A 743-nucleotide genomic window follows, 5' to 3' on the forward strand; every position below is an offset into this window, starting at 1 on the left:
CATTCTTGCAATTGGATTTCTCAGGTCTATTTGAAGTGGGCATGATCTCTGTTGTGTTCGCTTTCTTATTCGTCGACTTATTTGATACGGCTGGTACGCTCGTTGGCGTTTCTCAAAAAGCCGGTCTAACGGATGAGAATGGCAACATTCCTCGTCTAAACAAAGCACTACTTGCTGACTCAACAGCGACTTCTGTTGGTGCGTTGCTAGGTACGTCAAACACGACTTCATACATTGAAAGTGTTTCGGGCGTAGCTGCTGGTGGTCGTACTGGTCTAACCGCAGTGGTTGTTGGTGTACTCTTCCTGCTTGCACTATTGTTCTCGCCACTAGCGGGTATGATCCCTGCGTATGCAACGTCAGGTGCATTGTTCTATGTAGCAATTTTGATGCTTTCTGGCTTGGTGAGCATTGATTGGCGTGACCTAACTGAAGCATCTCCAGTCGTTGTAACTTGTCTTGTGATGCCGCTTACTTTCTCTATTGCAGAAGGTATCACCCTAGGCTTTATTGCGTATGCTGCAATCAAATTGTTTAGTGGCAAAGGCCGCGATGTATCGATGAGTGTTTGGGTTATGTCTGCCATCTTCATCGTTAAATACCTAGCCGGGTAATTACTTTTAAAAAGCCAGCGCGAGCAGCAAAAGCTGTTCGTGCTGGCTTTTTGCTTTTAGCGTTGTTCACTGAATTCTATTTTTCTGCGTAATAGACGGAGAATTTTGATATCACCGTTGGTATTAACG

Annotated in this window: 1 protein-coding gene; it reads left to right on the plus strand. The window is 45.0% G+C overall.

Annotated features, from left to right (window positions below; translation table 11 throughout):
• The coding region (locus R7O13_RS26585; RefSeq protein WP_318305171.1) for an NCS2 family permease at window positions 1–614 on the plus strand (614 nt) is incomplete at its 5' end.
• Window positions 615–743 lie beyond the last annotated feature (129 nt).

The sequence above is a fragment of the Vibrio sp. Y176 genome (genome assembly GCF_033438945.1).